Below are 23,187 nucleotides of genomic sequence, written 5' to 3' on the forward strand. Positions count from 1 at the left end.
CGCCGAATGGCGCCCCTTCATGCCGCCGCAGCCTAGGGAAGTCGCGCTCACGACGCGGGTCCGAGCGGCGCGAACACGCACTCGGCCCACACCGTCTTGCACGGCACCGGCCCCTGACGGACGCCCCAGCGTGTGGACAGGGTGTCGACCAGGAGCAGGCCGTAGCCGGATTCGGAGGGGGTGGGGACGCGCACCGGGAGGGAGTCCGCGCGGGTGTCCGTGACCTCGATGCGCAGGAGGCCCGGAGCCGGCAGCAGCAGGGTCAGGCGGAAGCTGCGGCCCGGTACCCGGCCGTGCAGCACGGCGTTCGTCGCCAGTTCGGCCACGATCAGCCGTGCCGGGTCCAACGGGACGCTCCAAGACTCCAGTTGCTCGACCGCGAGGAGCCTCGCCAGGCGGGCGCCCCTGCGGGTGGCCGACAGCGGTACGGAGAACTGGCGCGGTGGCCTTTGCGCCAGCGTGGTCTGCTGGGTTTCCTGATTCACATCACGCAGCGTGGCCGTTCCTGCGTAGCCTGTGAATGTCGTTGGCCCGTGCGACCAGCGCCTGTCCGAGAGTTGTCCGGTTCCGTCCGGGCTGTACGGCGTGACCGGAGGCGCGCGTCCGTGGTTGGGCCCGGCAGGAAGCGACGGGAGGGCGGCGGACGTGAGCGACTGGGACGCGGAACTGGGGGACGAGGAGGCCGGGGCCGTCATTCGCACGGTGGCCCGGCAGTTGAAGCTCTGGCGCGAGGCGGCGGGCCTCACGCAGGCGGAGTTCGGCACGCTGATCGGGTACGGGGAGGAACTGGTCTCCTCGGTGGAGCGGAGGCGGCGGATCCCCCGCCCCGAGTATCTCGACGCGGCGGACGAGGCGTTGCGGGCCGAGGGCAGGATCTCCGCGATGAAGGCCGACCTGGAGGAGGCCCGCTATCCGAAGAAGGTACGGGACGTGAAGCGCCTGGAAGCCGAGGCGGTGGAGATCTGTTCCTACAACAACTCGATTGTGGATGGCCTCCTACAGACCGCAGACTACGCGCGAGCCGTCATCGGATCTCAGCGACCGCCTCTAACGGTGGAGGATTTGGAACGGCAGGTGGCCGCCCGGCTCGCCCGTCAGGAGATCATCGACACCGCAAAAGCCCAGCCCCTCTTCAGCTTCGTGCTGTGCGAGTCGACGCTACGGCGGCTGATCGGAGGCAAGATGGTCATGCGCGGACAGCTCGAACGAATGTTGGAGGTAGCCCAGTTGCCGAACGTCGACCTCCAAGTCCTCCCGCTGGGCAGCGAGGAGAACTCAGGCCTCGACGGCCCCTTCCGACTGCTCAAACTTAAGGACGGGGCGACCGTGACACTGAGCGAAGCAGCGTTCATCAGCCGCATGTTCTGCAACCCGAAGGAGACCAACCTCGGCGACATGCGCTATGGGATTATCCGAGCGCAGGCACTCACGCCACGACAGTCGTTGGCCTTGATCGACAAAGTACTTGGAGAGACATGAGCCTCACACCTAGCCCCGAGCTGGAATGGGTCAAGAGCAGTTACAGCTCGTCCGAAGGGCCCTCCTGCGTCGAGGTGGCCACCGTGCCCGAGCAGATCCTCGTCCGCGACTCCAAGAACCCCACCGGCCCCCGCCTCGCCCTCACCCCCACCACCTGGGCGAGCTTCCTGCCGTACGCGTCGAGGCACTGACCGGCGAAAAGCCACCCGCCCACCCAGCAGCCAAGAGCTTCGGGTGGGCGGGTGGGCCGGTTCACGTCGTCGAACGACGCCGCCGTGCTCCCGGCCGGCGTTCGCTCGGGCGGGTCACCGGGTCCCCCGACTCCAGTGCCGCGTCACGGCGCTTCGTGCCGAAGGCGGCCAGCGCCTCGGCCAGTTTCGCGACCGAGGGCTCCGGGGCCATGACGTCGACGCGCAGGCCGTGTTCCTCGGCCGTCTTCGCCGTCGCCGGGCCGATGCAGGCGATCACCGTCACGTTGTGCGGCTTGCCCGCGATGCCGACGAGGTTGCGGACCGTGGAGGACGAGGTGAACAGGACCGCGTCGAAGCCGCCGCCCTTGATCGCCTCGCGGGTCTCGGCCGGCGGGGGCGAGGCGCGCACCGTGCGGTAGGCGGTGACGTCGTCCACCTCCCAGCCCAGCTCGATCAGCCCGGCCACCAGGGTCTCCGTGGCGATGTCGGCGCGGGGCAGGAAGACACGGTCGATCGGGTCGAAGACCGGGTCGTACGGCGGCCAGTCCTCCAGCAGACCCGCGGCCGACTGCTCGCCGCTCGGCACCAGGTCCGGCTTCACGCCGAAGGCGATCAGCGCGCGAGCCGTCTGCTCGCCCACCGCAGCCACCTTGATACCCGCAAAAGCCCGAGCGTCAAGGCCGTACTCCTCGAACTTCTCCCGCACCGCCTTCACCGCGTTGACCGACGTGAAGGCGATCCACTCGTAGCGTCCGGTGACCAGGCCCTTGACCGCGCGCTCCATCTGCTGGGGCGTGCGCGGCGGCTCCACCGCGATGGTGGGGACCTCGTGCGGCACCGCGCCGTAGGAACGCAGCTGCTCGGAGAGCGACGCCGACTGCTCCTTCGTGCGCGGCACGAGCACCTTCCAGCCGAACAGCGGCTTGGACTCGAACCACGACAGCTGGTCGCGCCGCGCGGCGGCGGAGCGCTCGCCGACCACGGCTATCACCGGGCGGCCGCCGTCCGGCGAGGGCAGCACCTTCGCCTGCTTCAGCGTCTGCGCGATGGTGCCGAGCGTGGCCGACCAGGTGCGCTGGCGGGTCGTCGTACCGGCGACGGTGACCGTCAGCGGGGTGTCCGGCTTGCGGCCGGCCGAGACCAGCTCGCCCGCCGCGGCGGCCACCGCGTCCAGGGTCGTGGAGACGACCACCGTGCCGTCGGAGGCGCCGACCTCGGTCCAGCAGCGGTCGGAGGCGGTACGGGCGTCCACGAACCGGACGTCCGCGCCGTCCGCGTCCCGCAGCGGCACACCGGCGTACGCCGGGACGCCGACCGCGGCCGCGACACCGGGTACGACCTCGAAGGGCACCCCGGCCGCGGCGCACGCGAGCATCTCCTCGGCGGCGTCCGTGTCGAGTCCGGGGTCGCCCGGAACCGCACGCACCACCCGCCTGCCGCCCCGCGCGGCCTCCATGACAAGATGAACGGCATCCCGGGCAGGAGACGGGGCAGCGGCGGTGGTTGACGTGCCGTCAACGACCGTGAGCTGCGGCGTGCCCGGTGGCGACGTGGACAGGTCCCCGTCGGTGTGCACGACGGAGACGCCCTGCCGCGCGTGCGTCCGGATCACATCGAGCACTTCGGGCTCGGCGATCAGGACGTCCGCGTTCGACAGTGCCTCCACGGCGCGCAGAGTCAGCAGTCCCGGATCCCCGGGTCCGGCACCGAGGAAGGTGACGTGCCCGTGTTCCGGACCGGCGGCAGGAAGGGCGGTGGGGCTCAATGTGCTCGCTCCCCCATCAGACCGGCCGCGCCCTGGTCGAGCATCTCGGCGGCGAGTTCGCTACCGAGTGCCAGCGCACCCTCGTGCGTCTGGGGCACGGGACCGGTGGTGGACAACTGCACCATGCGGGTGCCGTCGGTGGTCCCGACGACGGCGCGCAGGCGCATTTCCTTGACAATCTGCCCGTCGCCCAACAGGTCGGCCAGCGCACCCACAGGTGCGCTGCAACCGGCCTCCAGGGCGGCGAGCAGTGACCGTTCGGCGGTCACGGCGGCCCGCGTGAACGGGTCGTCGAGCTCGCCGAGCGCCGCGATCAGGTCCGCGCGCTGGGCCGCGCACTCGATCGCCAGTGCCCCCTGGCCGGGGGCGGGCAGAACCGTGTCGACCGACAGGAAGTCGGTCACCTCTTCGATGCGGCCGATCCGGTTGAGTCCGGCGGCGGCCAGGACGACCGCGTCGAGCTCGCCGTCGCGGACGTACCGGATGCGGGTGTCCACGTTGCCGCGGATCGGGACCGTCTCTATGTCCAGTCCGTGGGCGCGGGCGTACGCGTTCAGCTGTGCCATGCGGCGCGGGGAGCCGGTGCCTATGCGGGCGCCGCGCGGCAGGTCGGTGAACTTCAGGGCGTCGCGCGCCACGAGCACGTCCCGCGGGTCCTCGCGCACCGGCAGGGCGGCCAGGACCAGTTCCCCGGGCTGGGCCGTGGGGAGGTCCTTGAGCGAGTGGACGGCGAAGTCGACCTCACCGCGCAGCAGCGCGTCGCGCAGCGCCGTGACGAACACGCCGGTGCCGCCGATCTGCGCGAGGTGCTCGCGGGAGGTGTCGCCGTACGTCGTGATCTCGACCAGCTCGACCGGTCGCCCGGTCACCCGGCGGACGGCCTCCGCCACCTGGCCGGACTGGGCCATGGCGAGCTTGCTCCGCCTGGTCCCCAGTCGCAGTGCCTTGTCACTCATGCCGGTCGGTCCTTCGTTTCTGTGCTGTCCCCGGCCCGCGAGACGGAGGCGACCGTCTCGGGATCGAGGTCGAACAGGGTGCGCAGCGCGTCCGCGTACCCGGTGCCACCGGGCTCGGCCGCGAGCTGCTTGACCCGAACGGTCGGCGCGTGCAGCAGCTTGTCGACGACCCGGTGCACGGCCTGGCGGATCTCCCCGCGCTGGCGTTCGTCCAGGTCGGGCAGGCGCCCGTGGAGCCGCGCGATCTCGGCGGCGACGACGTCCGCGGCCATGGTGCGCAGTGCGACCACGGTCGGCGTGATGTGCGCCGCGCGCAGGGCCGCCCCGAAGGCCGCGACCTCGTCGGAGACGATACGCCGGACCTGGTCCACGTCGGCCGCCATCGGCGCGTCCGCGGAGGCCTCGGCCAGCGACTCGATGTCCACCAGGCGCACCCCGGCCAGGCGGTGCACGGCGGCGTCGATGTCGCGGGGCATGGCCAGGTCGAGGAGGAAGACGACGGGCGCGGGACGCTCGGCGACCGGCTCGGGGCGGCGCCGCTCGGGGATCCGGCCCGCGCTGGCGGCGGTCGCGGCGAGCGCGGTGATCAGCTCGGCGTCGGCCCCGGCGGACTCGTTGGTACGACCACCCGCCGGGCGCGTGCCGCCACCGGCGGCCCAGGCCGCGTGCTGTTCCAGGGTGGCCGCGTCCATGCCGGCCACGGCCGCCTCGCCCATGACGGAGAAGCCGGGCTGGGCGGCGGCCAGGTCGAGGGGGCAGTTCTCGTCGGCGGCGGGCTGCGGAGCCTCGGGCTTCACGGCCGGAAGACCGGGCTCGGCGACGGCCGGCTGCCCGGTGCGGCCCTCGACCGCCTGCGCGACCGCCTCCGCCGTGAGCACCAGGCCGGTCGCCCCGGTGCAGGAGACGACGACGTCGGCACGTGTCAGCTCGTCCGGCACGGCGTCCATCCGTACCGCACGGGCGGTCACCGCGTGGTCGTCGGCCTCCCGGAGGATCCCGGCGAGGCGCTCGGCCCGGTCGAAGGTGCGGTTGGCGACGACGATCTCGGCGACCCCGGTCCGCGCGAGCGTGGCGGCGGCCAGCGAGGACATCGAACCGGCGCCGATCACCAGCGCCCGGCGGCCGGCCGCCCAGCGCCGCACGTCGCCGCCCGCGGCCAGCTGCTCCAGGCCGAAGGTGACCAGGGACTGGCCCGCGCGGTCGATGCCGGTCTCGGAGTGGGCGCGCTTGCCGACCCGCAGGGCCTGCTGGAACAGGTCGTTCAGCAGCTTGCCCGCGGTGTGCAGCTCCTGGGCGCGGGCCAGGGAGTCCTTGATCTGGCCGAGGATCTGGCCCTCGCCGACCACCATGGAGTCCAGGCCGCAGGCCACCGAGAAGAGGTGGTGGGCGGCCCGGTCCTCGTAGTGGACGTACAGGTAGGGGGTCAGTTCCTCCAGGCCGACGCCGCTGTGCTGGGCGAGCAGCGTGGACAGCTCGGCGACACCGGCGTGGAACTTGTCCACGTCGGCGTACAGCTCGATGCGGTTGCAGGTGGCGAGCACCGCGGCCTCGGTGGCGGGCTCGGCGGCGACCGTGTCGTGCAGCAGCTTGGTCTGGGCGTCCGCGTTCAGCGCCGCCCGCTCCAGCACGCTGACCGGGGCGCTGCGGTGGCTCAGTCCGACGACGAGGAGGCTCATGCGGGCATCACGGCGGGTACGTCCCCGTCGGGTCCCTGGTCGGCGTCGTCGCGGGGCGTGACGGCGGCGGGCAGGGCGCCGTCACCGGCCGCGGTCTCCTCGCCGGACTTTCGCTGCTCGTGGAAGGCGAGGATCTGGAGCTCGATCGACAGGTCGACCTTGCGCACGTCGACGCCGTCCGGCACGGACAGCACGGTCGGCGCGAAGTTCAGGATGGAGGTGACCCCGGCGGCCACGAGCCGGTCGCAGACCTGCTGGGCGGCGCCGGCCGGGGTGGCGATGACGCCGATGGAGACCCGGTCGTCCTTGATGATCTTCTCGAGGTCGTCGGTGTGCTGCACCGGGATGCCCGCGACCGGCTTGCCGGTCAGGGCCGGGTCCGCGTCTATCAGCGCGGCCACGCGGAAACCGCGGGAGGCGAACCCGCCGTAGTTGGCGAGGGCGGCGCCGAGGTTGCCGATACCGACGATGACAACCGGCCAGTCCTGGGTGAGGCCGAGTTCACGGGAGATCTGGTAGACGAGATACTCCACGTCGTAGCCGACACCGCGCGTTCCGTAGGAGCCCAGGTACGAGAAGTCCTTGCGCAGCTTGGCGGAGTTGACCCCCGCGGCCGCGGCCAGCTCCTCGGAGGAGACCGTGGGCACCGAGCGCTCGGACAGCGCGGTCAGGGCTCGGAGGTACAGCGGAAGCCTGGCGACGGTGGCCTCGGGAATCCCTCGGCTGCGGGTCGCCGGTCGGTGTGTTCGGCCAGTTGCCACGGTGCTCCTGATGGTAGAGCGGGGCTGCGGGCGGTCATACGTCCCCGGACCGCCCCGTCGACAGCAGGCTATGTCTTTGTGAACGCGTGCACAAAGATGGTGTCCGATTTGCCCGGCAGAAGTGACCGGGGTCACGCATCTTTCCCGCCGTTGGCGGGAACCAGCGGGCGCACACCCGTGCACCTTCGTTACTGGGGGCAAAACCGCACACGCTCCTCACGAATCCCGCCCCCGAGACCAAACCGCCCATAGATCCTAAGCGACTTTCGGGACGCTTTGGACTACTCGGTCAGTGCCTTGGGCTACTCGGTCAGTGCTTTGCGGAGCCGGTCGGCGTTCACGCGCCAGAAGGTGTGCTGCTCACCGTCGACCAGCACGACGGGGATCTGCTCCCAGTACCGGTCGTACAGCCCCTTGTCCTCGCTGATGTCCTTCTGGTCCCACGGCACCCCGAGTTCCCCGCAGACCTTCTCGATCACGGCCTCGGCGTCGTCGCACAGATGGCAGCCGGGCTTGCGGATCAGGGTGACCAGCCGCTCGCCGGGCTCTGGTTTCGCGTTCTTGCCGCCGTTGCGTCGGAAGAGTGGACTCATACCGGCCATTCTCGCGCGCGGCTCGGCACACCCGGTTCAACCCTCGCCTCACCCAGAGTTCACGGCGTTCGAACCTTCCGGCTCCGGAAGCACCGAACGGACTGGCTATGCTCACGACATGGCCGCTCTCGGATGGCTCACTCCCCGTAGGCGCTCCGCCACGGCGCGGAGCGTGTTGGCAGGCGAGGCCTCGGCGGAGGCCGCCCGCAAGTCCTCCAAGGAGGCACAGCAGACCGCGCCGGCCGAAGCGGAGGAACCGGTTTTCCCGGTGATCGGCGACACCAGCGCGGCCGCCTTCTTCGACCTCGACAACACCGTGATGCAGGGCGCCGCGATCTTCCACTTCGGCCGCGGCCTGTACAAGCGCAAGTTCTTCGAGACCCGCGACCTGGCGCGCTTCGCCTGGCAGCAGGCGTGGTTCCGGCTGGCCGGGGTCGAGGACCCCGAGCACATGCAGGACGCCCGCGACTCGGCGCTGTCCATCGTCAAGGGCCACCGCGTCGTCGAACTCCAGACGATCGGCGAGGAGATCTACGACGAGTACATGGCCGACCGCATCTGGCCCGGCACCCGCGCGCTCGCCCAGGCCCACCTGGACGCCGGGCAGAAGGTGTGGCTGGTCACGGCGGCGCCGGTGGAGATCGCCACGGTGATCGCGCGCCGGCTGGGTCTGACCGGTGCGCTCGGGACGGTCGCGGAGTCGGTGGACGGCATCTACACCGGCCGGCTGGTCGGCGAGCCGCTGCACGGGCCCGCCAAGGCGGAGGCGGTGCGGGCACTGGCCGCGGCGGAGGGGCTTGACCTCGCCCGCTGCGCGGCGTACAGCGACAGCCACAACGACATCCCGATGCTGTCCCTCGTCGGCCACCCCTACGCCATCAACCCGGACGCCAAGCTGCGCAAGCACGCGCGCGAGAAGGACTGGCGGCTCCGCGACTACCGCACGGGGCGCAAGGCGGCGAAGGTGGGGATCCCGGCGGCGGCGGGCGTCGGAGCGGTGGCCGGTGGCACTGCGGCGGCGATCGCTTTGAGTCGCCGGCGCCGATAAGGATCGGTCGGCCGGGCACGGATCCCCCGCGCCTCCAAGCAGCGCCTCTCGGCGCCCTCTCCCGCGGCCGGAATTATGCCGCGGCCATTTCAAGATGTCCTGGAGTTCACCGAAACACGCCCTTTTTCGGTCAAGAAGTGATCAGGTTGCGGAACGGGATAGGGCAACAATCGGTTACAGATGCGACGCAATCGGTGATTTGAGCAACTCGGTGTAGCAGGGCCTGCACGAAGCGTTATTCTCCTCAGACGCAAACCGGTACCCCTCCGTCGCTACGACGGGTGAACGGTTCCGCACTGCACGTGATGAAAGCTCTGCCTCTGGGAGTCCCGTGTACCCACACGTCGGGGTTGACGCCTCGGGCCTGGCTACGCTGCGCGCAACTGTCGCAACGGTCAAAGAGACGCTGCGCGGCCTCGTCCCCACCGCGCTCACCGTCCCTGCCTTCGCCATCGCCACGCCCACGGGCCCGTGCTACGCACTGGCCGACGGCGGCGCCGCCGTCGCCAGACGCGGGCGCCCCGCCGGTGCCAGCGGCGCGACCACCGCCCGCCGCCCGGCCGCCGACAGCGACAGCGCCCGGATGATGGACCTGGTCGAGCGCGCCCAGGCGGGCGAGGCCGAGGCCTTCGGACGGCTGTACGACCAGTACAGCGACACCGTCTACCGGTACATCTACTACCGGGTGGGCGGCCGCGCCACCGCCGAGGACCTGACCAGCGAGACCTTTCTGCGCGCCCTGCGCCGGATCGGCACCTTCACCTGGCAGGGCCGCGACTTCGGCGCCTGGCTGGTGACGATCGCCCGCAACCTGGTCGCCGACCACTTCAAGTCCAGCCGCTTCCGCCTGGAGGTCACCACCGGCGAGATGCTGGACGCCAACGAGGTCGAGCGCTCCCCGGAGGACTCCGTCCTGGAGTCCCTGTCGAACGCCGCGCTCCTGGACGCCGTACGACGCCTCAACCCGCAGCAGCAGGAGTGCGTGACGCTCCGCTTCCTCCAGGGCCTCTCGGTCGCGGAGACCGCACGGGTCATGGGCAAGAACGAGGGCGCGATCAAGACCCTCCAGTACCGCGCCGTCCGCACCCTCGCCCGGCTGCTGCCGGACGACGCCCGCTGAAAGCGGCCGCCCCCGGACCGCCACTTCTTGCGAGCGCCAACTCACCTTCCGTAAAGGCGCGTTGACTTTCCGCACGGATCAAAGAGGGTCCGTAACCCAAGTGCCGCACCAGTCGTTGAGCGGGATACAGGCTCCCTGTGGTCACCTCCCGGCCGGACCATCGCCCGATCGGGTGGTACGACCGGGGGCGTGCAACCCTCAGGACCCCCTGGGGAGTCGACCGTCATGACGAGAGGAGGTGCCGCCAGTGATCGCGAACGTATCGGCGCACCGGCGGGCGAACGCCTTCGCCCAGGCCCTGGAGGAGCAGTCCGACCGGGACACGGCGGCCGAGCAGTCCGACGAACCGGCGGGTTCCCCGCCGACCACCGAGGAACTGACCGAGCGGGGCCGCCTGCTGGCCCTCGCGGACGGACTCGGCGCGCTGCCCAGGCCGCAGCTCGACCCCGACGTCAAGGTCGTCCAGCGCGCACAGCTGGTGGCCGCGATGGAGGCCATGCTCCAGGAGGGGACCGGGGCGGCGGCGGAGCCGACCGTACCGGGTCAGCGCAAGGCCAAGGGCGCGCACCGGGCGAGCCCGCTGGGCAAACTCCGGCCGCGCACCAGGCTGACCAAGGGCCTCGCGGCCGGCGGACTCAGCGTGGGCGTGGCCGCGGGGGCCTTCGGCGGGGTCGCCGCCGCCAGCTCCCACGCCCTGCCCGGCGACTCGCTGTACGGACTGAAACGCGGCATCGAGGACTTCAAGCTCGACTACCTGAGCAACGGCGAGGATCAGCGCGGCCAGGTCTACCTCGACCAGGCGTCCACCCGGCTCGGCGAGGCCCGCCGACTGATGGAGCGGGGCCGCGGCGGCCATCTCGACCACGAGTCCATCGGCGAGATCCGCCGCACCCTGTCCGGGATGCAGCACGACGTCACCGAGGGCCACCGGCTGCTGCACGCGGCCTATGAGGCCGATCCGGACCAGCTGGGCCCGATCCAGGCGCTGTCCGCGTTCTCCCGGAACCACCGCGAGGCGTGGAGCGCGCTCAGCGACAAGCTGCCGGTGCAGCTCGGGGACGTCAAACAGCAGGTGTCGTCGGTGTTCGACGCCATAGACCAGGAAGTCGCCCCGCTCCAGTCCCTGCTGCCGCAGCAGCCCTCGCCGGGCGGCGACGGCACGCACCGGGGCTCCGGCCCGGCGTCCCCCGGCACCCACCGGTCGGTCCCGCCGCACCACAGCGCCCCGTCCACCGGCCGCACCAGCACCGAGCACCCGACCGGCAAGGCCAGCGAGGGCACCGACGACGGTCTGCTCGGCGGCAGCACCGGCGGCCTGCTCGACCCGCCGAAGTCCGGCGGCGACAGCGGCACCCCGTCCACCACCAAACCCCCGACCACCGCCCCCGACGTCACCCTCCCGCCACTCCTCCCGGGCCTCCTGCCGGGCCTGGGAATCGACAACGACCAGGCGAACTAGGGAAGTGCGACGGCGAGGGCGTCCCCACCCGAGCGGGGACGCCCTCGTCGTCGCACCGCGGGCTAGAAGAACACCGAGCGGCGCTGGACCAGCAGTTTGTACAGGGTGTGCTGGATCTGTTCCCGTACCTGGTCGGTGAGGTTGAACATCAGCATCGGGTCCTCGGCCGCCTCCGGCGGATACCCGTCCGTCGGGATCGGCTCGCCGAACTGGATCGTCCACTTCGTCGGCAGCGGCACCGCGCCCAGCGGCCCGAGCCAGGGAAACGTCGGGGTCAGGGGGAAGTACGGAATGCCCAGCACTCGCGCAAGCGTCTTCGCGTTGCCGATCATCGGATAGATCTCCTCCGCCCCGACGATCGAGCACGGCACGATCGGCACCCCCTGCCGCATCGCCGTCGACACGAACCCGCCCCGCCCGAACCGCTGGAGCTTGTACCGCTCGCTGAAGGGCTTCCCGATGCCCTTGAACCCCTCGGGCATCACCCCCACCAGCTCGCCCTGCTCCAGCAGCCGTTCCGCGTCCTCCGCGCACGCCAGGGTGTGCCCGAGCTTGCGCGCCAGCTCGTTCACCACCGGCAGCACGAACACCAGGTCCGCCGCCAGCAGCCGCAGATGCCGGTCGGCGGGATGGTGGTCGTGCACCGCGACCTGCATCATCAGCCCGTCCAGCGGCAGCGTCCCGGAGTGGTTGGCGACGATCAGCGCCCCGCCCTTGTCCGGGATGTTCTCGACGCCCTTCACCTCGACCCGGAAGTACTTCTCGTACACCGGTCGCAGCAGCGACATCAGGACCTGGTCGGTCAGCTCCGCGTCGTACCCGAAGTCGTCGACCTCGTACTCCCCGGTCAGCCGGCGCCGCAGGAACGACAGCCCGGCCGCCACCCGCCGCTCCAGACCGCCCTCGCCGTCGGGTACGGGCCGCTCCACCGGCCGCTCGTCCGCGCCCACCGGCCCGTCCTCCCGCGCCGGTTCCCGACCCGGCAGCCGCTGCACCTCGCCCAGCTCCCCGGCCCCGGCGTCGCCGCGACCGCCGCGCCGGCCGGCCGCGCCCCGCCGTCTCCCGGACCGCTGGGGGCCACTGCCGCTCCCGCTCCCCCGCGACCGGTCGTCGTCGAAGGGAATCACCTTGGCGTCCGCCATCGTTACCGCGCTCCTCGGTTGGCGCTAGTCGGCGCTGTACGTCGTGGGCCGGCCGCCGCCCGGCAGGGCGAGCGCGGCGACCCGGTCGACGGCTCCGGCGACGGTCTCCGGCGGCAGCAGCCCGGCGCCCTGGCCACGGGCGAAGTCCGCGAACGCCTCCGCCGTCGTATAGCGGGGCGTGAACCCCAGCGTCTCGCGCATCTGGCCGGTGTCCACGACCCGCCCGTGGGTCAGCAGCCGGATCTGCTCCGGTGAGAAGTCCGTCATACCCAGCGTACGGACCAGGGAGCCGGCCCAGGTGACCGCGGGCAGCAGCAGTGGCACGGTCGGCCGCCCGAGCCGCCGGGAGCACTGCGAGAGCAGCAGCACCCCGTCTCCGGCGATGTTGAAGGTGCCGCTGTTGAGGGTGCCCCGGCGCGGCTCGTGCGAGGCCAGCCGCAGCACCTCCACCACGTCGTCCTCGTGCACGAACTGGAGCCGCGGGTCGTACCCGAACACGGTCGGCAGCACCGGCAGCGCGAAGTACGAGGCGAGCGGGGTGTCCGCGGCCGGGCCGAGGATGTTCGCGAACCGCAGCACGCACACGGCCACATCGGGCCGCCGCCGCGCGAACCCCCGCACATATCCCTCGACCTCGACGGTGTCCTTCGCGAACCCGCCGCTGGGCAGCGCCTTGGCCGGGGTGGTCTCCGTGAACACGGCCGGATCGCGCGGCGCGGAGCCGTACACATTGGTGCTGGACTTGATCACCAGCCGCTGGACCGCGGGCGACTTCTGGCAGGCGCCGAGCAGTTGCATGGTGCCGATGACATTGGTCTCCTTCACCGTGGCCCGGTTGCCGCCGCCGAGCGCGGTGCCCGTGACATCGAGGTGTACGACGGTGTCGGCGCCGGTCTCGGCGAGCACGCGGGCTATGGTCGGCTGCCGGATGTCGGCCTGGATGAAGTCGGCCCCGCCGAGCTGGTGCGCGGGCGGCACCGCGTCCACCGCGATCACCCGCTCGACCTCCGGGTCCCGCTGGATCCGCCGCACGAACCGGCCGCCCAGCTGCCGGGCGACCCCGGTGACGAGCACGACCTTGCCCAAGATCAGCGCCTTCCTTCCCAGGGATCTCACGTTCCGCGTTCCCCGCCGGGGCCAACTTAGCGGGTGGATGTCGCGCTGTGATGACCGCCCGATGCGCGAGGTGACGGAAATTCCCCGACTGGAGTCGGCCGGATCGCCACCGGGCCACCGGGGATACACCTGTGGCCCCCCATCATTGTCGATGGGGGGCCACAGGACACGCTCTCGCGCCGGCCGCTTACTTCTTGTTGCGGCGCTGGACGCGCGTGCGCTTGAGCAGCTTGCGGTGCTTCTTCTTGGCCATCCGCTTGCGCCGCTTCTTGATAACAGAGCCCACGACTACCCTCGCTCACTTCTCATCACTCGGTTGTTTGGGCGCCATGGGCCCACACGACCTACGAGGGGCTAGCCTACCCAACCGAGCGCTGAGGTCGTAATCGAGGGTCTCCGGGATCCCCCGGAGGGGGTCGTCAGGCCGTCTCCACCCCCACATAGCTGTCGCGGAGGTACTCGTGGACCGCTTGCTCGGGGACGCGGAAGGACCGCCCCACCCGGATCGCGGGCAGATGACCGCTGTGCACCAGGCGGTACACGGTCATCTTCGACACTCGCATCACCGTGGCGACCTCCGCCACGGTCAGGAACTGAACCTCGTTCAGAGGCCTCTCGCCAGCTGCGGCCATGACACACCTGCACCTTCCGCACTCGACGGCCACCGGCTTCCCCTTCCGGTGACTCTTCGTCGCTGCGTGCTCACTCCCCAGACTAGGGGCGGGTGATGCGAGTGGGGAAGAGGTGCACCCATCGGCGGCCTACTGTGACAGACACGCGCGTTTGAGTACGTAGCGGGTGAGTGGCAGGTAGTGACTAGACCGGACTCCGTCGTCCAGGGGTACGACGACGCGGACGGCGCCCTCCGCCTGGCCGACGAACGGCGCGGGGTCGTCGGAGTCGGCCGGTCCGATCGCCTCGAACCCCAGCTGACCTGCGCCGCAGAGCCAGCCGTGGTCGCCGATGACCAGCTCGGGCAGCGGTCCGCCGACGGCCGCGGCGGACTCCAGGACGACCCGGACCGGCAGCGGCGAATGGCAGTGCGCGCCAGGCTCACAACCGGGGCGCCCGCCCTCGGTTTCCCGCACCAACGCGACGCGTCGTACGTAGTCGATGCGGTGTGTGCGTAGACCGAACCGGGTCAATATGTCGACACAGCGACCCTGCGCTGGGGTGAGGACCTCACATCCCGCCGCCGAGAGGGCGTCCGCGAGGACGGCGTAGAAACCGAGCAGCGAGCGGGGGTGCCCGGTGCCGAGCAGGACCGGCGCGTGCCGCCGCGCGGCCGCCGCGAGCCTCTCCGCGAAGGCGTCCAGCGCGGCGAGCGTCAGCGCCGGATCGATCACATCCGGCCCCGAGCGGTACCGGGGATCGGCCGAAACACCACACCTGCGCGCCATCAGCGCGAGCAGCTCCGGCTCGCCCCAGCCCCCTCGCGGGTCGATCCCGAGCAGCACCCGCGGGTCCCGGACCGCGAACTGACGGTACCTGAGCAGACTCCGCTCCCGAGACGTCCCGACGACTCCGGCCAGCCGGACGGCGGACAGGTAGGCCAACACGCCAGCGATAATGGCCGATCGACGCACCCCGTAAGGGAAATACCGGGAGATTTCCGCACGGTTGGCGTAACGGCTCCCAGCGCGCTCCCAGGGCTTGTCTAGGGGAGCAGGCCCCGGAGGGGGAAGGCGGCGCGGCGGGTGGCCAGGATGGACTGGTCGAGGCGGTCCGCGGGGTCGTAGCCCCCTTCCCAGGAGGACCAGGAGACCGGCCAGCGGCCGTCCGTCATCCGCTGCGGCGCCAGCTCCCGCGTCCGCGCGTACACCTCCTGCCGCCAGCCCTCGGGGATCACCGTCTCCGGCGTCACCGGCCGCCCCGCCGCGATGGCCACGAGATGCGTCCAGGAGCGGGGTACGACGTCCACCACCGCGTAACCGCCCCCGCCCAGCGCGACCCACTTGCCGTCCGCGTACTCGTGCGCCAGCTCGTGGCACGCCAGCTGCACCGCCCGCTGCGCGTCCAGCGAGACCGCGAGATGCGCGAGCGGGTCCTCGAAGTGCGTGTCGGCTCCGTGCTGGGAGACCAGCACCTGCGGCCGGAACTCCGCGAGCAGTTCCGGCACCACCGCGTGGAACGCCCGTACCCACCCCGCGTCCCCCGTCCCGGCCGGCAGCGGCAGGTTCACCGCCGCCCCCTCCCCCGCCCCGGCGCCGGTCTCCTGCGGCCACCCGGACTGCGGGAACAACGTACGGGGATGCTCGTGCACCGAGATCGTCAGCACCCGCGGGTCCTCCCAGAACGCGGCCTGCACCCCGTCCCCGTGGTGCACGTCCACATCCACGTACGCGACCCGCTCCACGCCCAGCTCCAGCAGCCGCGCGATGGCGAGCGCCGCGTCGTTGTACACGCAGAACCCGCTCGCGGCCCCCGGCATCGCGTGGTGCAGCCCGCCGGTGAAGTTCACGGCGTGCAGCGCTTCCTCCCGCCACACCGCCTCCGCCGCCGCCACCGACTGCCCCGCGATCAGCGCGGACACCTCGTGCATCCCGGCGAACGCGGGATCGTCCAGCGTCCCGAGCCCGTACGAGCCGTCCGCGGCCGCGGGGTCCGCCGACGCGGCCCGCACCGCCTCGATGTAGTCGTCCCGGTGGACCAGGCGCAGCGTGGACCGCCCGGCCGGCTTCGCCGCGACGACCTCCAGCTCCCGGTCGACCCCCAGGGCACCGATCAGCTTCCGGGTCAGCGCCAGCCGCACCGGGTCCATCGGATGACCGGGGCCGAAGTCATAGCCCGTTACTGCCTCGTCCCACATCAGCTGTGCGCGGCCGCTCATACCCGCCACCGTATCGGCCCCCGCTCGTCGCGAACGACCTGGCGTACACGAGCGTCACCAGCACCAGCACCATCGGCAGCAGCATCGCCCCGCGATAGCTCCAGGCGTCCCCCACCGCCCCCACCAACGGCGATCCGACCAGGAATCCGACGTAGTTGAAGATGTTCAGGCGGGCCACGGCCGCGTCCGACGCGCCGGGGAACAGCCGCCCCGCCGCCGCGAAGGTCTGCGGCACCAGCACGCACAGCCCGAGCCCGAGCAGCGTGAACCCGAGCATCCCCACCCACGCGCCGGGCGCCGCGGCCACCACCGCGAACCCGCCGGCCGCCACCAGCGCCCCGAGCCGTACGACCGCCGCCGCGCCGAACCGCCGTACCCCGAAGTCACCCAGGGCCCGCCCGGCCAGCGTGGTCACCATGTACACGTTGTACGGCACCGTCGCGAGCTGCTCCGAGCTGCCCAGCACGTCCTTCAGGTACTTCGCGCTCCAGTTGGAGACCGTCGAGTCCCCGATGTAGGCGAAGGTCATCACCAGGCACAGCGGCAGCAGCAGCCGGAACACCACACCCCCGCCGCCGCTCCCCTGCGCCACCGGCGCCGCCGCCGCCCCGTCGACGTACCACCGGCTGCCCACCAGCGTCGCCGGCAGCAGCACCGCAACCACCGGCAGGTACGACACCCACAGCGCGAGCTGCCAGTGCGCCCCGGCCCACGCCAGCGAGGCCCCGACGATGCCGCCCAGGCTGTACGCGGCGTGGAAGCTGAGCATGATGCTGCGCCCGTACGACCGCTGGAGGCTTACCCCCAGCATGTTCATCGAGGCGTCCAGCATCCCCACCGACAGCCCGAACACGGCCAGCGCGACCGCCACCGCGGCCAGTTGCCCCCGCCCGCCCGCGCCCGCGGCCAGCAGCGCGAGCAGCACCACCGGCTGGGACCAGCGCAGCAGCCGGCTGGGCCGTACCCGCTTGACCAGCTGCTCGGTGGTGACGCTGCCGACGCCCGCGAGGACCGGCACGGCAGCCAGAAAGACCGGCAGCAGGGCATCGGAGATGCCGTACCGGTCCTGGATGGCGGGGATGCGCGTCACCAGCAGGGCGAACGCGGCGCCCTGCGCGAAGAAGGCGAACGCCAGCGAGGCCCTACCGCGCCGCAGCAGTTCAGTCATGGCGGCGAGCGTAGGGCCCCGGCTTACTTGTGGGTAGACATCGCCAAAGGTGAATTTCCTTCAGCTTCAGCGGGGTTGGTACCGGCGGCGACCTCGGTCTCCAGCAGGCGCTCCATCGGGCCCGCGCCCCGCACCCCGCTGATCCGGAAGGCGACCACCATGGTGCCGATCAGGACGACGGTGCCGAGCCAGACCATGGTGTCCACGGGGACGGTGTACGCGCCGACGACGCGGGCGACGCACTCGGCGAGCAGCGCCACGCCCCAGACGACGGAGAACGTCCGCTCGTACCGCCGGAAGTCCGCGGACCGCACCGAGCTGCCGCCGGTCAGCCGCTGCCAGGCGGCCTCCTTCGCCGCGTCGCCCTTGACCAGGAAGGGCATCACCGCGGTGGTCATCATCGGCCGGCCGAGCCGGACCGAGAGCAGGATGCCGATGCCGACGGTGCTGCTGACCGCGCCGTCCTTGGCGAGCATCAGCCGCGGGTCCCCGGCGACCGAACTCACCAGCAGGGAGATGACGTTGACGGCGAGGATCAGCAGGGCGAGCCCGTTGGCCCGGCGCTCGCGCACCAGGCTCCACACGGTCCGCACCGCCGGCACCACGCTGCTCCAGGCGAGCGCCGCGAAGGTGCTCGCGCCGAGGCCGTCCTTGAGGAGGTAGTACGCCCCGAGGGGCAGGACCACGTCGATGACGAGCGGCCTGAGGTTTTCCAGCATGCTCGGGTTCTGCTGCGTGTTCCGGCTGTGGTTCCCCGTGTTCTTCGTCATGCCCTCAGCTTCCCGGCCGGCGGGGGTCCCCCGGTAGAAACGTTCGTCCGGACGACGGCATGACAGATGTCAGGCACCGGCGGATGGCACCGGTCATGCTGCGGGTCATATCAGCAGGTCGGGCAACTCCCCCAGACGCGCGTACAGTTGGGTCGCGCCGGTCAGCCGCCCGGCCGGGGTCATCGCGGTGAACCCGTACACGTCCATTCCGGCCGCCACGGCCGCCTGGACGCCCAGCGGGGAGTCCTCCACGACCGCGCACCGCTCGGGGGCGACGCCCATCCGCTCGGCCGCGTACAGGAAGAGGTCGGGCGCGGGCTTGCCCTTGCCGACGTCCTGCGAGCTGAAGATCCGCTCCTCGGGGAACCACCGGTCGAGCCCGGTGGCGCGGTGCCCCACCCTGATCCGCTCATGGCTCCCGGAGGACGCCACACAGTACGGCACCCCGTCCGCGGCCAGCTTCCCCAGCACCTCGGCCGCGCCCGGCACGGGCGCCAACTCCCGCTCGAACGCGGCGAAGACGCGCGCGTGGAAGACGTCGTCGAAATCGGCCGGCAGCCGCCGCCCGGTGCGCTCCAGGACGAGGTCGTGGACCCGGTGCATCGCCGCGCCCATGTAGTCGCGCAGGGAGTCCTCGTACGACGTCGGGACGCCCAGCTCGGTCAGGTACGCCGCCAGGTGCCGATTGGAGATCGGCTCGCTGTCGACCAGGACGCCGTCGTTGTCGAAGATGATGAGGTCATAGCGCATTCCCCCACCCTAAGAGCCGCAGTCCAGGCCCCCCTCGCGGAGCTGCCGCAGGATGGCGTCCCAGAACCGGGCCCGCTCGTGCAGCGCCTCGTGCACCGCGTACGTGCACTCCTCCCATTTGCGGGGATCGTCACCGCACAGGTCCACCAGCATGCGCATGGCCATGGGGGTGTGCTCGTCGGCGTCGACCTCGATGTGCCGGTGGAGGTAGTCCCTGAACCGGGTGAGGCTTCCGTCGCGGTCCTCGATGCGGACGACCTGCACGAACATCTCCGGGATCAGGTCCTCGCGCCCGAAGGCGAACACCGCGCCCTGCACATGCACCGGGGCGGTCTCGACGACGTGCCAGGTCGCGCCGACGAACTCCCGCACCGGGAGCGGCGCCCCGGCGGCCACGAGGGCCTTGGGGACGGGGGTGCCGGCCCGGATCAGGTCCAGGAAGGCGTCCAGCGGTCCGGGGTCGGCGCCGGCGTCGCCCATCGCCGCCCGGTACAGCTCGAAGTGGGAGGTGAATCCCTCGCCCAGTTCGTCGCTCTCCTCCACCAGCGTGATCTCGTTGATCAGCCGCCGGGAGGCGACCGGGCCCCGGGGGACCCACGGCACGCTGGTGCAGGTCAGCTGCCGCTGAAGACTCTTCAGCAGGGACATGAAGTCCCATACGGCGAAGACGTGGTGCTCCATGAACACCGCGACGTCCCGGCGGCTGCGGAAGCTCGTGTAGAGGGGGTGGGCGGTCACCTCGGTGCGGATTCCCGCGATGTGGTCTTTGAGGGCGCGGACGCCGGGATGCTCGACGGAGGACTTGTAACGGGACATCGTCATGCGCTGATAACGCGATGACTCCGCCGAGGACACTGCCTGCGATTGCCCTGCCCCGGAATGCAGAAAACCCCCGCACCAATGATGCGGGGGTTTCCCGGAATGATTGTTCGGCGGCGTCCTACTCTCCCACAGGGTCCCCCCTGCAGTACCATCGGCGCTGAAAGGCTTAGCTTCCGGGTTCGGAATGTAACCGGGCGTTTCCCTAACGCTATAACCACCGAAACACTATGAAACTATCAACAACCGGCACTTTGGTTGTTCGTGGTTTCAGAACCAACACAGTGGACGCGAGCAACTGAGGACAAGCCCTCGGCCTATTAGTACCGGTCACCTCCACCAGTCACCTGGCTTCCAGATCCGGCCTATCAACCCAGTCGTCTACTGGGAGCCTTACCCCATCAAGTGGGTGGGAGTCCTCATCTCGAAGCAGGCTTCCCGCTTAGATGCTTTCAGCGGTTATCCCTCCCGAACGTAGCCAACCAGCCATGCCCTTGGCAGAACAACTGGCACACCAGAGGTTCGTCCGTCCCGGTCCTCTCGTACTAGGGACAGCCCTTCTCAAGACTCCTACGCGCACAGCGGATAGGGACCGAACTGTCTCACGACGTTCTAAACCCAGCTCGCGTACCGCTTTAATGGGCGAACAGCCCAACCCTTGGGACCGACTCCAGCCCCAGGATGCGACGAGCCGACATCGAGGTGCCAAACCATCCCGTCGATATGGACTCTTGGGGAAGATCAGCCTGTTATCCCCGGGGTACCTTTTATCCGTTGAGCGACGGCGCTTCCACAAGCCACCGCCGGATCACTAGTCCCGACTTTCGTCCCTGCTCGACCCGTCGGTCTCACAGTCAAGCTCCCTTGTGCACTTACACTCAACACCTGATTACCAACCAGGCTGAGGGAACCTTTGGGCGCCTCCGTTACCCTTTAGGAGGCAACCGCCCCAGTTAAACTACCCATCAGACACTGTCCCTGATCCGGATCACGGACCCAGGTTAGACATCCAGCACGACCAGACTGGTATTTCAACGACGACTCCACCCACACTGGCGTATGAGCTTCACAGTCTCCCAGCTATCCTACACAAGCCGAACCGAACACCAATATCAAACTGTAGTAAAGGTCCCGGGGTCTTTCCGTCCTGCTGCGCGAAACGAGCATCTTTACTCGTAGTGCAATTTCACCGGGCCTATGGTTGAGACAGTCGAGAAGTCGTTACGCCATTCGTGCAGGTCGGAACTTACCCGACAAGGAATTTCGCTACCTTAGGATGGTTATAGTTACCACCGCCGTTTACTGGCGCTTAAGTTCTCAGCTTCGCCCCACCGAAATGGAGCTAACCGGTCCCCTTAACGTTCCAGCACCGGGCAGGCGTCAGTCCGTATACATCGCCTTACGGCTTCGCACGGACCTGTGTTTTTAGTAAACAGTCGCTTCTCGCTGGTCTCTGCGGCCACCCCCAGCTCAGACCGTAAAGATCGTCACCAGGCGTGGCCCCCCTTCTCCCGAAGTTACGGGGGCATTTTGCCGAGTTCCTTAACCATAGTTCACCCGAACGCCTCGGTATTCTCTACCTGACCACCTGAGTCGGTTTAGGGTACGGGCCGCCATGAAACTCGCTAGAGGCTTTTCTCGACAGCATAGGATCATCCACTTCACCACAATCGGCTCGGCATCAGGTCTCAGCCGTTATGCAAGGCGGATTTACCTACCTTGCGGCCTACACCCTTACCCCGGGACAACCACCGCCCGGGATGGACTACCTTCCTGCGTCACCCCATCACTCACCTACTAACCGCTTGGTCCGGCGGCTCCACCACTCCCCTCAACTCCGAAGAGATCAGGGCGGCTTCACGGCCTTAGCATCACGATGCTCGATGTTTGACGCTTCACAGCGGGTACCGGAATATCAACCGGTTATCCATCGACTACGCCTGTCGGCCTCGCCTTAGGTCCCGACTTACCCTGGGCAGATCAGCTTGACCCAGGAACCCTTAGTCAATCGGCGCACACGTTTCTCACGTGTGAATCGCTACTCATGCCTGCATTCTCACTCGTCAACCGTCCACAACTACCTTCCGGTGCTGCTTCACCCGGCAGACGACGCTCCCCTACCCATCCACACACCCGTTGGGGCTTCTTGTGTGAATGACACGACTTCGGCGGTACGCTTGAGCCCCGCTACATTGTCGGCGCGGAATCACTAGACCAGTGAGCTATTACGCACTCTTTCAAGGGTGGCTGCTTCTAAGCCAACCTCCTGGTTGTCTGTGCGACTCCACATCCTTTCCCACTTAGCGTACGCTTAGGGGCCTTAGTCGATGCTCTGGGCTGTTTCCCTCTCGACCATGGAGCTTATCCCCCACAGTCTCACTGCCGCGCTCTCACTTACCGGCATTCGGAGTTTGGCTAAGGTCAGTAACCCGGTAGGGCCCATCGCCTATCCAGTGCTCTACCTCCGGCAAGAAACACACGACGCTGCACCTAAATGCATTTCGGGGAGAACCAGCTATCACGGAGTTTGATTGGCCTTTCACCCCTAACCACAGGTCATCCCCCAGGTTTTCAACCCTGGTGGGTTCGGTCCTCCACGAAGTCTTACCTCCGCTTCAACCTGCCCATGGCTAGATCACTCCGCTTCGGGTCTTGAGCGTGCTACTCAACCGCCCTATTCGGACTCGCTTTCGCTACGGCTTCCCCACACGGGTTAACCTCGCAACACACCGCAAACTCGCAGGCTCATTCTTCAAAAGGCACGCAGTCACGAGATGCAGCAAGCTGCATCCGACGCTCCCACGGCTTGTAGGCACACGGTTTCAGGTACTATTTCACTCCCCTCCCGGGGTACTTTTCACCATTCCCTCACGGTACTATCCGCTATCGGTCACCAGGGAATATTTAGGCTTAGCGGGTGGTCCCGCCAGATTCACACGGGATTTCTCGGGCCCCGTGCTACTTGGGTGTCTCTCAAGCAAGCCGCTGACATTTCAACTACGGGGGTCTTACCCTCTACGCCGGACCTTTCGCATGTCCTTCGTCTACATCAACGGTTTATAACTCGCCCCACGGCCGGCAGACCGTAGAAGAGAGATCCCACAACCCCGCACACGCAACCCCTGCCGGGTCTCACACGCATACGGTTTGGCCTCATCCGGTTTCGCTCGCCACTACTCCCGGAATCACGGTTGTTTTCTCTTCCTGAGGGTACTGAGATGTTTCACTTCCCCTCGTTCCCTCCACACTGCCTATGTGTTCAGCAGCGGGTGACAGCCCATGACGACTGCCGGGTTTCCCCATTCGGAAACCCCCGGATCAAAGCCTGGTTGACGACTCCCCGGGGACTATCGCGGCCTCCCACGTCCTTCATCGGTTCCTGGTGCCAAGGCATCCACCGTGCGCCCTTAAAAACTTGGCCACAGATGCTCGCGTCCACTGTGCAGTTCTCAAACAACGACCAGCCACCCATCACCCCGAACCCACCAACGAGTCCGAGTGCACTGGGGCCGGCGACTGAGGAGAAGATCAGATCATTCCCTCA

The 23,187-nt window shown here is 69.3% G+C and carries 21 protein-coding genes and 2 rRNA genes; 5 read left to right on the forward strand and 18 right to left on the reverse strand.

Annotation, left to right across the window (positions count from 1 at the left end; all coding sequences use genetic code 11):
• Nucleotides 1-47: 47 nt before the first annotated feature.
• Nucleotides 48-485 (reverse strand): ATP-binding protein, encoded by a 438-nt coding sequence (locus ACE4Q9_RS14605; protein ID WP_397984669.1) that lies wholly within the window; start codon nucleotides 483-485, stop codon nucleotides 48-50.
• 160 nt (nucleotides 486-645) lie between these two features.
• On the opposite strand from ACE4Q9_RS14605, the gene ACE4Q9_RS14610 reads away from it, so the two are divergent.
• Complete coding sequence (locus ACE4Q9_RS14610) at nucleotides 646-1,479, forward strand: DUF5753 domain-containing protein (protein ID WP_397984670.1); 834 nt, start codon at nucleotides 646-648, stop codon at nucleotides 1,477-1,479.
• On the forward strand, nucleotides 1,476-1,670 hold the full coding sequence (locus ACE4Q9_RS14615; RefSeq protein ID WP_397984671.1) for a DUF397 domain-containing protein: 195 nt from the start codon (nucleotides 1,476-1,478) through the stop codon (nucleotides 1,668-1,670). The genes ACE4Q9_RS14610 and ACE4Q9_RS14615 overlap by 4 nt, the downstream gene beginning before the upstream one ends.
• Before the next feature lie 61 nt (nucleotides 1,671-1,731).
• Here the strand turns inward: ACE4Q9_RS14615 and ACE4Q9_RS14620 are convergent, their stop codons facing one another.
• From ACE4Q9_RS14620 to ACE4Q9_RS14640, 5 genes are all read right to left on the reverse strand, one after another.
• Nucleotides 1,732-3,435: a uroporphyrinogen-III synthase gene (locus ACE4Q9_RS14620; RefSeq protein WP_397984672.1), complete on the reverse strand. Its 1,704-nt coding sequence runs from the start codon at nucleotides 3,433-3,435 to the stop codon at nucleotides 1,732-1,734.
• A complete protein-coding gene (gene hemC / locus ACE4Q9_RS14625) occupies nucleotides 3,432-4,391 on the reverse strand; it encodes a hydroxymethylbilane synthase (protein ID WP_397984673.1) in 960 nt (319 codons plus the stop codon). Before hemC ends, ACE4Q9_RS14620 begins: the two co-directional genes overlap by 4 nt.
• The gene (locus tag ACE4Q9_RS14630; protein ID WP_397984674.1) at nucleotides 4,388-6,067 is read right to left on the reverse strand and encodes a glutamyl-tRNA reductase; all 1,680 of its coding nucleotides are present in this window, start codon (nucleotides 6,065-6,067) and stop codon (nucleotides 4,388-4,390) included. Before ACE4Q9_RS14630 ends, hemC begins: the two co-directional genes overlap by 4 nt.
• Complete coding sequence (locus tag ACE4Q9_RS14635) at nucleotides 6,064-6,828, reverse strand: redox-sensing transcriptional repressor Rex (RefSeq protein ID WP_397984675.1); 765 nt, start codon at nucleotides 6,826-6,828, stop codon at nucleotides 6,064-6,066. The genes ACE4Q9_RS14630 and ACE4Q9_RS14635 overlap by 4 nt, the downstream gene beginning before the upstream one ends.
• Before the next feature lie 302 nt (nucleotides 6,829-7,130).
• Nucleotides 7,131-7,430, reverse strand: a complete 300-nt coding sequence (locus ACE4Q9_RS14640; protein WP_397984676.1) for a glutaredoxin family protein — start codon at nucleotides 7,428-7,430, stop codon at nucleotides 7,131-7,133.
• 109 nt (nucleotides 7,431-7,539) lie between these two features.
• Between ACE4Q9_RS14640 and ACE4Q9_RS14645 the strand changes: the two genes are divergently transcribed.
• The 3 genes from ACE4Q9_RS14645 (at nucleotide 7,540) to ACE4Q9_RS14655 (ending at nucleotide 11,048) form a co-directional block, all read left to right on the forward strand.
• Nucleotides 7,540-8,469, forward strand: a complete 930-nt coding sequence (locus ACE4Q9_RS14645; RefSeq protein ID WP_397984677.1) for an HAD family hydrolase — start codon at nucleotides 7,540-7,542, stop codon at nucleotides 8,467-8,469.
• Nucleotides 8,470-8,800: 331 nt separating this feature from the next.
• Complete coding sequence (locus ACE4Q9_RS14650) at nucleotides 8,801-9,589, forward strand: ECF subfamily RNA polymerase sigma factor, BldN family (RefSeq protein ID WP_397984678.1); 789 nt, start codon at nucleotides 8,801-8,803, stop codon at nucleotides 9,587-9,589.
• 247 nt (nucleotides 9,590-9,836) lie between these two features.
• Complete coding sequence (locus ACE4Q9_RS14655; RefSeq protein WP_397984679.1) at nucleotides 9,837-11,048, forward strand: DUF5667 domain-containing protein; 1,212 nt, start codon at nucleotides 9,837-9,839, stop codon at nucleotides 11,046-11,048.
• 62 nt (nucleotides 11,049-11,110) lie between these two features.
• On the opposite strand, the gene ACE4Q9_RS14660 is transcribed toward ACE4Q9_RS14655, so the two are convergent.
• The 12 genes from ACE4Q9_RS14660 to ACE4Q9_RS14715 form a co-directional block, all read right to left on the reverse strand.
• Entirely contained in the window at nucleotides 11,111-12,190 is a 1,080-nt protein-coding gene (locus ACE4Q9_RS14660) for a lysophospholipid acyltransferase family protein (RefSeq protein ID WP_397984680.1), read from the reverse strand.
• Between the two features lie 24 nt (nucleotides 12,191-12,214).
• The gene (locus ACE4Q9_RS14665) at nucleotides 12,215-13,276 is read right to left on the reverse strand and encodes an NAD-dependent epimerase/dehydratase family protein (protein WP_397987217.1); all 1,062 of its coding nucleotides are present in this window, start codon (nucleotides 13,274-13,276) and stop codon (nucleotides 12,215-12,217) included.
• A gap of 217 nt (nucleotides 13,277-13,493) precedes the next feature.
• A complete protein-coding gene (locus tag ACE4Q9_RS14670) occupies nucleotides 13,494-13,592 on the reverse strand; it encodes a 30S ribosomal protein bS22 (protein WP_003948845.1) in 99 nt (32 codons plus the stop codon).
• A 133-nt stretch (nucleotides 13,593-13,725) separates the two neighbouring features.
• A complete protein-coding gene (locus ACE4Q9_RS14675; protein ID WP_046417307.1) occupies nucleotides 13,726-13,938 on the reverse strand; it encodes a helix-turn-helix domain-containing protein in 213 nt (70 codons plus the stop codon).
• A 129-nt stretch (nucleotides 13,939-14,067) separates the two neighbouring features.
• Nucleotides 14,068-14,874 carry a phosphatase gene (locus ACE4Q9_RS14680; RefSeq protein ID WP_397987218.1) on the reverse strand — a complete coding sequence of 269 codons (807 nt, stop codon included), beginning with the start codon at nucleotides 14,872-14,874 and terminating at the stop codon, nucleotides 14,068-14,070.
• An 89-nt stretch (nucleotides 14,875-14,963) separates the two neighbouring features.
• Entirely contained in the window at nucleotides 14,964-16,136 is a 1,173-nt protein-coding gene (locus tag ACE4Q9_RS14685) for an acetoin utilization protein AcuC (protein ID WP_397984681.1), read from the reverse strand.
• On the reverse strand, nucleotides 16,087-17,304 hold the full coding sequence (locus ACE4Q9_RS14690) for an MFS transporter (RefSeq protein ID WP_397984682.1): 1,218 nt from the start codon (nucleotides 17,302-17,304) through the stop codon (nucleotides 16,087-16,089). Before ACE4Q9_RS14690 ends, ACE4Q9_RS14685 begins: the two co-directional genes overlap by 50 nt.
• A 23-nt stretch (nucleotides 17,305-17,327) precedes the next feature.
• The gene (locus tag ACE4Q9_RS14695; protein WP_397984683.1) at nucleotides 17,328-18,074 is read right to left on the reverse strand and encodes a VC0807 family protein; all 747 of its coding nucleotides are present in this window, start codon (nucleotides 18,072-18,074) and stop codon (nucleotides 17,328-17,330) included.
• A 105-nt stretch (nucleotides 18,075-18,179) separates the two neighbouring features.
• Nucleotides 18,180-18,824, reverse strand: coding sequence for an HAD family hydrolase (locus tag ACE4Q9_RS14700; protein WP_397984684.1), 645 nt, complete (start codon nucleotides 18,822-18,824; stop codon nucleotides 18,180-18,182).
• Nucleotides 18,825-18,833: 9 nt separating this feature from the next.
• The gene (locus tag ACE4Q9_RS14705; protein WP_397984685.1) at nucleotides 18,834-19,646 is read right to left on the reverse strand and encodes a DUF3050 domain-containing protein; all 813 of its coding nucleotides are present in this window, start codon (nucleotides 19,644-19,646) and stop codon (nucleotides 18,834-18,836) included.
• A gap of 105 nt (nucleotides 19,647-19,751) precedes the next feature.
• A 5S ribosomal RNA gene (gene rrf, locus ACE4Q9_RS14710) occupies nucleotides 19,752-19,868 on the reverse strand.
• Nucleotides 19,869-19,943: 75 nt separating this feature from the next.
• Nucleotides 19,944-23,064: ribosomal RNA gene (locus ACE4Q9_RS14715) — 23S ribosomal RNA — on the reverse strand.
• Nucleotides 23,065-23,187 lie beyond the last annotated feature (123 nt).

Origin of the sequence: Streptomyces sp. AM6-12 (genome assembly GCF_044327085.1) — a bacterium.
Classification (GTDB): domain Bacteria; phylum Actinomycetota; class Actinomycetes; order Streptomycetales; family Streptomycetaceae; genus Streptomyces.

Excerpts from the sequence above, each read along its gene's own strand:
- ACE4Q9_RS14660 (WP_397984680.1), bottom strand. The coding sequence starts at position 12,190 with ATGGCGGACGCCAAGGTGATTCCCTTCGACGACGACCGGTCGCGGGGG.
- ACE4Q9_RS14685 (WP_397984681.1), bottom strand. The coding sequence starts at position 16,136 with ATGAGCGGCCGCGCACAGCTGATGTGGGACGAGGCAGTAACGGGCTAT.
- ACE4Q9_RS14615 (WP_397984671.1), top strand. The coding sequence starts at position 1,476 with ATGAGCCTCACACCTAGCCCCGAGCTGGAATGGGTCAAGAGCAGTTAC.
- ACE4Q9_RS14640 (WP_397984676.1), bottom strand. The coding sequence starts at position 7,430 with ATGGCCGGTATGAGTCCACTCTTCCGACGCAACGGCGGCAAGAACGCG.
- ACE4Q9_RS14645 (WP_397984677.1), top strand. The coding sequence starts at position 7,540 with ATGGCCGCTCTCGGATGGCTCACTCCCCGTAGGCGCTCCGCCACGGCG.
- ACE4Q9_RS14705 (WP_397984685.1), bottom strand. The coding sequence starts at position 19,646 with ATGACGATGTCCCGTTACAAGTCCTCCGTCGAGCATCCCGGCGTCCGC.
- ACE4Q9_RS14695 (WP_397984683.1), bottom strand. The coding sequence starts at position 18,074 with ATGACGAAGAACACGGGGAACCACAGCCGGAACACGCAGCAGAACCCG.
- hemC (WP_397984673.1), bottom strand. The coding sequence starts at position 4,391 with ATGAGTGACAAGGCACTGCGACTGGGGACCAGGCGGAGCAAGCTCGCC.
- ACE4Q9_RS14630 (WP_397984674.1), bottom strand. The coding sequence starts at position 6,067 with ATGAGCCTCCTCGTCGTCGGACTGAGCCACCGCAGCGCCCCGGTCAGC.
- ACE4Q9_RS14675 (WP_046417307.1), bottom strand. The coding sequence starts at position 13,938 with ATGGCCGCAGCTGGCGAGAGGCCTCTGAACGAGGTTCAGTTCCTGACC.
- ACE4Q9_RS14690 (WP_397984682.1), bottom strand. The coding sequence starts at position 17,304 with ATGACTGAACTGCTGCGGCGCGGTAGGGCCTCGCTGGCGTTCGCCTTC.
- ACE4Q9_RS14700 (WP_397984684.1), bottom strand. The coding sequence starts at position 18,824 with ATGCGCTATGACCTCATCATCTTCGACAACGACGGCGTCCTGGTCGAC.